The sequence below is a fragment of the Bradyrhizobium sp. JYMT SZCCT0428 genome, assembly GCF_018131075.1.
GTDB lineage: Bacteria > Pseudomonadota > Alphaproteobacteria > Rhizobiales > Xanthobacteraceae > Bradyrhizobium.
The window spans coordinates 119,963-126,536 of sequence record NZ_JAFCLS010000024.1; the positions used below are offsets into that span (position 1 = coordinate 119,963).

Below are 6,574 nucleotides of genomic sequence, written 5' to 3' on the forward strand. Positions count from 1 at the left end.
CGCGTCATCAAGCATGCTCCCTGCCCAACGTTCGACGGCGCCTACACGCTCGCGGAAGTCCGGCGCAGCGCGTACAGGGTCGCCAAGGGTGACGGGGGGTGCCAAGTCCCGCAGCGCATCCTGTACATGGGCCTCCGTCTCCGCGCTGCGGCCAATAGCACCTTGGCTATACCAATGGAGGTGTGCGCTTCGGCCAAATTTCGATCCAACCGCCAAGGCCCGTTGGCATGGTGCAGGCAACGATCTTCTCTATGGTGGGCTGGGCGTCGACGTTCTGGACGGCGGAACGGAAGCTGACACGCTTTACGGCGGCGGCGGGCTCGATGTTCTAAGTGGTGATGACGGGGCTGACTTCCTTGATGGGGGCGGCGAGAACGACTCCATATTTGGCGGCAACGGAAACGACACAATTGCTGGGGGGCCGGGAACGACACGATCGATGGGGCCCTTAATGCCGATCAGATCGATGGAGGGGCGGGTAATGATCTCATTTTCGGTTCGCCCGGAAACGACGTCGCCCTAGGGGGCGACGGTGTTGACGTATTTGACTACCGGACGGGCAGCTTTGGCAATTTTCAAGACTTCACCGTCGGCACGACGCCGGCTCTCAATGGCGGAGAAAATCCGACAGGAAACGACAATCAAGACGTTCTGAGACTACCGGGAGCACCTAACGACTATTCGTTTCTTGTCACGTTTGGAGCAGACTGGGCGAATACTCGAACCGAGATCGGCTACGCTCCCTTTGGCACCACTCAATACACGTTCAACACCAAGGATATTGAAAAAGTTACGTTCGCTAACCCCGTTAGCAATCTAGTCGATCTTACGTGAGCGCAGGGCAGCATAGCTGTTGAGATGCTGCTGCTAGCGGAGGACTCCTACGGCAACACCAGTTTTCCTGCGCCAAGTGGATTGGGTCGTGATCCGCTCGCCTATGAGAACCTGGGCTTTAGCCTTCCTGATCCATTCGACACGCAGGACAACTGGCATCCAGTTTTTGCTCTTGAGCTGGGGATGAAGCCGGAGAACTTCGATCAACTTTTAGGTCCGTCTGCTTACTCCTTCGTTGCTAGGCGATACAGTGCATCGGCGGGAATGGTAATGCGGAAAGCAACGCGTTGGTGCTTACCGGCGTCGTGAACGGTGTTCGAACACTCGCTATCGCGTTTCGAGGGACAGATCAGTACGCCGATTGGCTTGACGCTCTAAATTTCAATGATCATTACGCGCGATTTAAGCCGCTGATCGATGCTATTCATGATTACATCAACGACCCGATCAACGGAATCACGAGCGTTCTCGTTTCCGGCCATAGCCTTGGGGCGGGGATGGCCAGTATTTCATGCGGGATACGCCTAATATTACGGGGCAATACACGGTTCAGGCGTGGACGGATGGCTCGCCGGGTTCGGACGAACCCGGAGCACCGAGGAGCGACAATCGATACTGACGATCCTGTAGCAAAAGTGCCATTTATTACGCAGCCTGGAGTCGAGGCTGCGATTATCGCCGCGTTTTCGGCGTTAGGTACTCTACCGGGTACCGCCGTTGCTGCGCTAGCTGCGGCCGCAAACCGCAAATTCAGAGAGGGCTCAAACGTTTTTCTCAACAGTGACATCGGAAATTTTCTAAGTTTCTCCGAGCATTCCAAGACGGCCTACACACTAGATGTCGCAAAACTCTACAGCTATGCAACGGACACAACCGGCAGTCCTTTCTCGACGACTCGCTTGCTGGCAATACCATCTACACCGGTTCCCAAATTCAGATTGCGGTTGCAAACACATACCACGCTAGCGACGCTTGGGTGCTAGGCGGAGTGGGCGCAGTAGATGATAGTATCTTTTGGAATAGCCCCTCGACATCTGATCCGGTCCGAACCGTCGATGCCGGTGGTGGAGCAGATACGATCATGACGGTTTTGGCACTTACTACGATTTGATCTACAACCCCACCGGGGAAGCCACGCTCTCAAGCCTACAATGCCACGCAAGACCAGTTGATTGGTCACACTTACCGCGTCGAGAATTTGATGTGGACCGGCCAAACCGCTTCGCTGGGGAGCTCGGTGACAAGCTTGGCCGGCCAACTCAGCGATGGGGCCGCGTTCAGTGTTTTGAGTGCCGCCACGGACGTTACTGACTTCATTGTCCATCTGGATGGGACACCAGTAAACGTTCAGAACTTCGCGCCTGGCTCGACCACGATTACGTTGAGCACCGGCTACGACTATGCCGATACAGGCGATGGCAATCAGACGGTGACCGCAACGTCCGTCAAAGACATTGTGTTGATCGGCTCAGGCAACAAGAACGTCGATGCTGGGGACGGCGACGACGTGCTGATGGTCAAGATTGATTAAAACGCACCGACCACGGCAAGCGGGAACACGGTCACCCTCTACGGCGGCGCGGGCGACGACATCATCAATGCGGCTAACGCGAGCGGCACGATAGACGGTGGCATCGGGGCCGACGTGCTGATTGGAGGCTACGCCAATACCACGTTCTACGTCGACGATCCGCTCGATCAGGTAAGCGACCCGTCGGCACTCGACCATGATCTCGTCACTGCGAGTCTCAACTTTGTGCTTCCCGAGAACATAGAGGAATTGCAGCTCACGGGATTTGCGCAGATAGGCATTGGTAATGCTGAGGACAACGCGCTGGTCGGGAACGATAGCGACAACGTCCTTAATGGTCTATTCGGCAGTGACTCGATGATCGGAGGGCTGGGAAACGATACTTATTTTGTCGATAATGCTGGCGACGTCGTGACGGAACAAGCTGGAGAGGGGACGGACACCGTCCACGCCAGTGTCGGCCATGCCCTGAACGCGAATATCGAAATTCTGAGCCTCGACGGGACTGAAAACCTTAACGGCACCGGTAATGCTCTTTCGAATGCCATCACTGGGAACGGAGGCTACAACAGTCTTAACGGTGGGCTTGGCGCGGACAGCATGACGGGCTACGCTGGAAACGACACTTATTTCGTCGACAATGCTGGCGACGTGGTTACGGAAAATTCGGGCGAAGGAACTGACACGGTTCACACAACCATCACCTACGCGCTGACCGCGAACCTCGAGAATCTGATCCTGGATGGCTCCGGCAATCTCACAGGCGTAGGTAATGCACTGAGCAACATGCTCACGGGCAATGCCGGCAACAACTCGCTCTATGGCAATGGCGGCAACGATACAGCGTATGGTGGTGATGGAAATGATGTCGGTATCATGGGGAACGGCGGTGACCTCTTTGTAGGGGGTAACGGCGCTGACTATGCCTACCTTTATGGGGGCAATGACACGGCATACGGTGGCGCTGGACTTGATGTATTGATCGGCGGTGGAGGCAATGATCTTCTGATTGGAGAGGCCGGGTTTAATTATTTCTTCGGGGGAGACGGCAATGACACGCTGTTCGGCAATGGTGGCGCGTCGGCAAGCGACGTCAACGTCATGTCTGGAGAGGCCGGCAATGACGCACTGTATGGCGGCGCGGGCACCAACTATTTCTACGGCGGAGCCGGCGTTGATACTATGACCAGCGGCTCTGGGCTTAACATCTTCATCCCTCCGGCGAGACTGAGGGGTAACGTGATCAACGGCGGCTCTGGCCTGAACTATGTCTATGGCTCGAACGGGGGCGACACCGTCACCGGCGGCGCGGGCGTCGACGTATTCCTGATGGGTGCTGGAGCGGACTTCATTACCGGTGGTGGCGGCGTAGACTATGCTTGGGGTGGCGGCGGGTCCGATACCTTCACAATCAATGATACGACCTCGGAGGTCATGGTGATCCAAGACTTCAACACCGGCGGCGTCAACGATGTCCTAAATTTCTCTGGCACGTCCCTTCATTCGTTTGCCGATGTGCAAGCGGCTTCGTTCTACGCTGCGGGCATCAACACGACGATCATCACCGATGCGCTTGGGAACGCCGCATGGCTGATTGGGAAAGGTCCCGGTGATCTAGATGCCACTATGTTCAGGTTTAGCTAGGACCGAAAGCTCACCGGCTCCGCCGGCGGTTTGAGATAGCGCGTCTATTAACGAGTCCGCCCTTAGACCGATAAGGTTTGAGCTTGCTCGATGTATACTTCATGCACTTCTGATGCTTTAATGCACTCGTTTAAGAGTTTTTGGCCTCGACAGAGGTGGTTCAGGAGTAATGTGTCCATATGAACGTTCCTGCATCTCCTGACGTATTCTTGAGCGTAACGAATTCGGATATTGCAAGCGACTCTAAGATCATTGTCGATGCAGTCGTTGGTGGGACCGACTCTTCGACCAACCAATCTATGCAAGTTGCATCTGGGCCGGCAAAAAGGGCCTATCCTGCTCCCGCAGAAATTCCGACGCAGGAAGGGCCAATGGGCATTCGCTTCGATTTCAACGACGGATGTAGGGTGCTTCTCCCCGAAAGCGAACACCCGTGGAAGATACAACTGAGCGATCTCGACACGGGGAATGTGCTTTTCGAGACGGAGCTGAAGGCAGGACGCATCAACAGCTCTAAGCGCTACTACGTACGGATTCGGATAGAAGTTTGGCAACAGGGTGAAAGCCTGTTCGTACACGACTATTCGGCACTTGACCGCGAGGTAATGGTTCAGTTTCCGGTCGGCACGCTTGGCGACCCGATGGGGTGGTTTCCATATGCAGTTAAGTTCCAGGAACGTCATGGCTGCAAACTCACGTGCGCCATGGGCGAAAAGCTGATTGATCTATTCCGGGGCGCCTATCCTGACATCACATTTTTGACCCACGAAGAGATCAAGCCGGAGCGATATTACGCGACCTATAGCATCGGATTGTTCTTCGATGACAAGGACTTCATCTATCAATCAAGCGATTTTCGTCACGTAGGCTTGCACCGAACGGCGGGCTATATTCTCAGCGTCGATCCGGCCGAAGTCCGTCCGCGCATCGCGATTGCCAATGATTCGCGGCCCATTGCCGACCCGTACGTCTGCATCGCCGTCCAGAGTACCACGCAAGCAAAGTATTGGAATAATCCGGAGGGCTGGCGATCTGTCGTCGCATTTCTGAAAGAGAGCGGCTATCGGGTTGTTTGCATCGATCAGAAAGCCACGCACGGCAGCGGATTAATCTGGAACCATATCCCGCACGGCGTTGAGGACGAAACTGGGGAGAAGCCGTTATCGGAACGCGTTCGATATCTTAAGCACGCTGCGCTCTTCGTAGGGCTGTCCAGCGGGCTATCTTGGCTCGCATGGGCTGCCGGCACACCGGTAGTGATGATTTCCGGATTTACACATCCGACCAATGAGTTCGATACGCCTTACCGCGTCATCAATTACCACGCCTGCAACAGTTGCTGGAACGATCCGCGGATTAGATTTGACCACCATAACTTTCTCTGGTGTCCTCGCCACAAGGATAGTCCCCGGCAGTTTGAGTGCACACGGCTTATTACTGCCGAGCAGGTTAAAGCCGTAATCAAAAAGGTGCCGGGTTTTGGCCTGCACGGGTCGTGTTGATGGGGCAAATGCCATGTGCACGGCAAGGCTTCGAAATAAAGCTGAGTCAAGCTGGCGCATCACATGCCCGATCCAACGAGTTACTGCATCGGTTGAAAGATAGTCGGCGATGAGAAACCCCAATCGTAAGATTGCCTTTATTCTTGCGAGTACTGATCACGGCACGTTCATAATTAATCGTCTTGACTATCATATGCTAGACCAAACTTCGGGCTACGGTGTCGGGTTCGAAATCCTTGAAAAAGGTTGTTTTCAGTCCGCGGAGATCGACTCAACATTGCAGTTGCTTGATTTGAGGCGCAAGCACCATGGGGACGGCGTTGTTGCCATCGACTGCGGAGCCAACGTCGGCACCCATACGATTGAATGGGCCAAGCGGATGACCGGATGGGGATCGGTACTTGCGATCGAGGCCCAGGAACGCATTTTTTATGCGCTGGCAGGAAACCTTGCAATCAATAATTGCTTCAACGCGCGAGCCATTCTTGCCGCTGTGGGGAACCAAGTCGGCGAGATGATGACCCCCGTTCCAAACTACCTTGTACCCGGAAGTTTCGGCAGTTTGGAGCTCAAGAACCTCGACAAGCCAGAATTCATAGGGCAGCAAGTCGATCGGTCCGGATCGAATCTCGCAACTGTTCGGACTTTAAGTATCGATTCGATGAAACTGCCGCGCATTGATTTTATAAAGATTGACGTTGAGGGAATGGAATTGGAGGTCCTGGAGGGGGCGACGCAATCCATCGCGAATAGCTTTCCCATTATGCTCATAGAGGCTATCAAAGTTGATCAAGATCAACTCAGAATCGTGCTCGAACGATCTGGATATCGCGTCTTCAAAATGGCGCAGAATTTTTTGGCAATTCATTCTTCGGACAGGGCGGCTTCGCAAATCTCAACGCGAGCTTAGGGGTCCAGTTTGAACGTTGTGACCTTGCCCCTGGGACTTAATCCAGTTTGAAGTTCGCTCTGGCCCAAGACGAGGACGGAGCATGAAGCGCAATCGATTTACGGAAGAACAGATCATCGGGGTTTTGAAGGAGCACGAGGCCGGGGTCCCGGT

Annotated in this window: 5 protein-coding genes and 1 pseudogene; all 6 read left to right on the top strand. The window is 54.6% G+C overall.

Annotation, left to right across the window (positions count from 1 at the left end; genetic code table 11):
- Positions 1–13: 13 nt before the first annotated feature.
- Positions 14–415: pseudogene (locus JQ575_RS46530) on the top strand (calcium-binding protein); the annotation flags it as partial.
- Positions 385–834 (top strand): calcium-binding protein, encoded by a 450-nt coding sequence (locus JQ575_RS46535; RefSeq protein WP_409364811.1) that lies wholly within the window; start codon positions 385–387, stop codon positions 832–834. The pseudogene JQ575_RS46530 and the gene JQ575_RS46535, both read left to right, overlap by 31 nt.
- 1,246 nt (positions 835–2,080) lie before the next feature.
- On the top strand, positions 2,081–2,365 hold the full coding sequence (locus JQ575_RS24295) for a hypothetical protein (protein WP_212035673.1): 285 nt from the start codon (positions 2,081–2,083) through the stop codon (positions 2,363–2,365).
- A gap of 114 nt (positions 2,366–2,479) precedes the next feature.
- Complete coding sequence (locus JQ575_RS24300) at positions 2,480–4,009, top strand: calcium-binding protein (protein ID WP_212035674.1); 1,530 nt, start codon at positions 2,480–2,482, stop codon at positions 4,007–4,009.
- A gap of 179 nt (positions 4,010–4,188) precedes the next feature.
- Complete coding sequence (locus JQ575_RS24305) at positions 4,189–5,511, top strand: autotransporter strand-loop-strand O-heptosyltransferase (protein ID WP_249166861.1); 1,323 nt, start codon at positions 4,189–4,191, stop codon at positions 5,509–5,511.
- Positions 5,512–5,620: 109 nt separating this feature from the next.
- Positions 5,621–6,421 carry an FkbM family methyltransferase gene (locus tag JQ575_RS24310; RefSeq protein WP_212035675.1) on the top strand — a complete coding sequence of 267 codons (801 nt, stop codon included), beginning with the start codon at positions 5,621–5,623 and terminating at the stop codon, positions 6,419–6,421.
- The last annotated feature ends 153 nt before the right edge of the window (positions 6,422–6,574 follow it).

Excerpts from the sequence above, each read along its gene's own strand:
- JQ575_RS24305 (WP_249166861.1), top strand. The coding sequence starts at position 4,189 with ATGAACGTTCCTGCATCTCCTGACGTATTCTTGAGCGTAACGAATTCG.
- JQ575_RS24310 (WP_212035675.1), top strand. The coding sequence starts at position 5,621 with ATGAGAAACCCCAATCGTAAGATTGCCTTTATTCTTGCGAGTACTGAT.